The sequence below is a fragment of the Okeania sp. genome, from assembly GCF_983059655.1.
Genome location: NZ_CEZPJD010000880.1, coordinates 1 through 3,140, shown reverse-complemented (window position 1 = coordinate 3,140; position 3,140 = coordinate 1). Strand labels below are relative to the sequence as shown.

At 34.2% G+C, this 3,140-nt stretch carries 4 protein-coding genes; 2 read left to right on the top strand and 2 right to left on the bottom strand.

Annotated elements, in window-relative coordinates; all coding sequences use genetic code 11:
- Positions 1-91: helix-turn-helix domain-containing protein (locus AC3DU7_RS29670; protein WP_488042837.1), on the bottom strand; the 91-nt coding region annotated here is incomplete at its 3' end.
- Positions 92-838: 747 nt separating this feature from the next.
- Between AC3DU7_RS29670 and AC3DU7_RS29665 the strand changes: the two genes are divergently transcribed.
- The gene (locus AC3DU7_RS29665) at positions 839-1,720 is read left to right on the top strand and encodes an aspartoacylase (RefSeq protein WP_488042836.1); all 882 of its coding nucleotides are present in this window, start codon (positions 839-841) and stop codon (positions 1,718-1,720) included.
- A gap of 155 nt (positions 1,721-1,875) precedes the next feature.
- Positions 1,876-2,112, top strand: a complete 237-nt coding sequence (gene yidD, locus AC3DU7_RS29660) for a membrane protein insertion efficiency factor YidD (RefSeq protein WP_488042835.1) — start codon at positions 1,876-1,878, stop codon at positions 2,110-2,112.
- A gap of 310 nt (positions 2,113-2,422) precedes the next feature.
- On the opposite strand, the gene AC3DU7_RS29655 is transcribed toward yidD, so the two are convergent.
- Positions 2,423-3,140 (bottom strand): WD40 repeat domain-containing protein (locus tag AC3DU7_RS29655; RefSeq protein WP_488042834.1); only part of this gene is annotated, 718 nt, incomplete at its 5' end.

Here is a 3,140-nt window from a genome sequence, read left to right as displayed (position 1 = left end):
TCCAAACCACACGGACACAGCCAAATAGCTTGGCTAATCGGTATTTTTGTCCCGGCGTTGGATATATACGGTACTTAAATCTAGCTTTCATAACTTGACGCATCAAACTAACATATAGCTTAACATATTTATTGAAAAAAATCAACCCGCAAGCAATAAAAAGTCGCCCTAGAAGGGCGAGGCTTGAGACCCATTTTTTCGGTCAAATATTGATAATTTAATTGAGTAATCATCAATCCTACATTCCGCAGGTCAATTTTTAAAATTAAAAGTAGTATACAATTTCTATTATTGGTAAATATTTATACTGTATAAATTACTTCTCAAAAGTCAAATTTTCAGTTAAATATTAAGCATAAATAATTGCTGAATTATTGACTTCTATTGACCACTATAGTAATCCTATTTTATTCGTGTCAAAAATCTTACTGCTTTTTAGGGAACAGCGGTCAGACCCCGCGACGACGCCAGCTCGCTTGCGGAACGCCGACCAAGAAAGGGAATGCTGACCAAGAGAGGAAACAGGGAACAGGGAACAGGTAAGAGTTTCAGTTTTTTTATTTACTTTTTGATTTGTCACGACCTATTTAGGATTGCTATATAATTTACTTCTTACTTCTTACTTCTCTAGCTTCTTAATTCTTACTTTTGACTTTTGACTTTTAACTTTTGACTTCTTAATTCTTACTTCTTACTTCTCTAACTTCTTAATTCTTACTTTTGACTTTTGACTTTTAACTTTTGACTTCTTACTTCTTACTTCTCTAACTTCTTAATTCTTACTTTTGACTTTTGACTTTTAACTTTTGACTTATATTTTTGTAGGAGATGTATCAAAATGGAAAAAATTAATAAAGTGGCAATTGTTGGTGGAACCCACGGTAATGAATTTACAGGTATATATCTTGTTAAAAAGTTTGAAAATTTTCCTGACTTGATTAGTAGAACTAATTTTGAAACTCAAACATTATTTGCTAATCCTCAAGCATTTGAACTGGTGAGAAGATACGTTGATACTGACTTAAATCGTTGCTTTAAATTCCAGGATTTAGAAAATCAAAACAATACTAATTATGAAGAAACTAGGGCAAAGTTTATTAATCAAATGCTAGGACCTAAAGGTAATCCTAAATTTGATTTGATATTGGATTTGCATACTACTACTGCTAATATGGGATTAACCATAGTTTTAGTGAATAATCATCCCTTTAATCTCAAAATTGCTGCTTATTTAAGTTCAGTTGAGCCAGATGTTAGAGTTTATAGTTGGATTAATCCAGGAGAAGAAAATGCTTTTGTAAATTCTATTTGTGAATTAAATTTTGGTATTGAAGTAGGTCCGATCGCTCAAGGTACTCTCAAAGCAGATTTATTTCAGAAAACAGAAAGATTAGTTCAGGCAAGTTTAGATTTTATAGAAAATTTCAATGAAGGTAAATTGAATCTAATTAATAGAGATATTACAGTCTATAAACATCTCAAAGTTGTAGATTATCCTAAAACTGAAGATGGAGAAATAACAGCAATGATTCATCCTGAGTTACAAGGTAGAGATTATCAACAATTAATTCCAGGCGAGCCGATTTTTTTAACCTTTGATGGTGAAACAATTTATTATGAAGAAGAAACTCCTACATGGCCAGTTTTTATTAATGAGGCGGCTTACTATGAAAAGGGAATAGCGATGTGTTTGACGAAAAAAGAGAGAATTACATTTTAATTTCATCATATTAAATTCTGGACATCTTATCGTCAAACAAAAGGATATAGCAATCTTAAATCATTTGTGATAATTTTATTGCTTCGGTGTTCGTTATTCCCTGTTCCCTTTTCCCTAAAAAAAACAATATCTCACAACTCAAATAAGATTGCTATATGAAAGTATTACTAATTAAATTAATTAAAGGCTACAAAATTTTCATTTCACCAATGTTACCTCCATCCTGTCGCTTTCAACCCACTTGCTCAGAATATGCAATGGAAGCGATAGAAAGATTTGGGATTTTTAAAGGCGGTAGAATGGCAATTATGCGAATTTTACGTTGTCATCCTTTTCATCCCGGTGGTTATGATCCAGTTCCTCCAAGGGAGTGTGGGAAGTGTGGGGAGTAGGGGGTTCTTGAGGACACGGAGAGGGGGAGTAGGGGAGTAGGGGAGTAGGGGAGTGGGGGAGATTAAATATTGAAGTAATTATAGAATAAACAGCCTCTTAGACATCTCCTGCTCTTAGACATCTCCTGCAAAAGAGGAAGTATGTAGTAGGTAGGGACTTTGCATTCAAAGTCCGTAGGTATTATACCAACTCCCAAAAGTATTGCTATACTTAAGTTGTACTTCAATTATTAAGTAATTAACACAGACTGAATAACTTTTTTGATAATTAGCACGCTAGTTATTGTTAATTTTTCTTATCTTTAAAAGTCTACAGATCGCTGACTGCTGACTGCTTATTTAACCAACCACTCCAAGGACTAACCTCAAGTCTTCCTGTCGGTGTCATCACTACCCGGAATATTGCAAAAGACTGTTTCTGGGCAACAACTTCAGAATTAGCATCATTTAACAACTTGGGTAAAGGTGTTTCTTGATGATAATATTGCGCAGGTTCATTCATCGGTTCTAATTTAGCGATCGCTCCATCCCCATTAACTTTTACTTGAAATACTAAATCTTCATACCATATGGGAGTCTGTCGCCAACTTTTGTCAATTTGGTCATATAATTTTTGGTTTAACTCTTCTAACTCAGCTATATCAGTAATTTCTGTTTCAGAGATTATTTCTTTTTCCTCTTTCACAATAGATGGGGGAGTTGTATTCTGTAAATCGTTATTACTCAAGGAGGGAGTTATATTCTGTAAGTTGTTACTACTCAAGTCAGATACAGACCACAATTTAATTGTTCCATCAGAACTCCCACTGGCAAGAGTTTGTCCATCAGGATTAAATTTTACTGACCAAACAGCTTTAGAATGATCTGTAAATGTGTCTAATAATTCTTCTGTGTCTACCTCCCACAGATGAATATTTCTGTCGTAACTACTACTAGCAAGAGTTTTGCTATCGGGACTAAAAGCAACAGACAAAACTGCTTTGTCGTGTCCTTCTAGAGTGCTTTGCAGTTGACCAGTTTCTACCTGC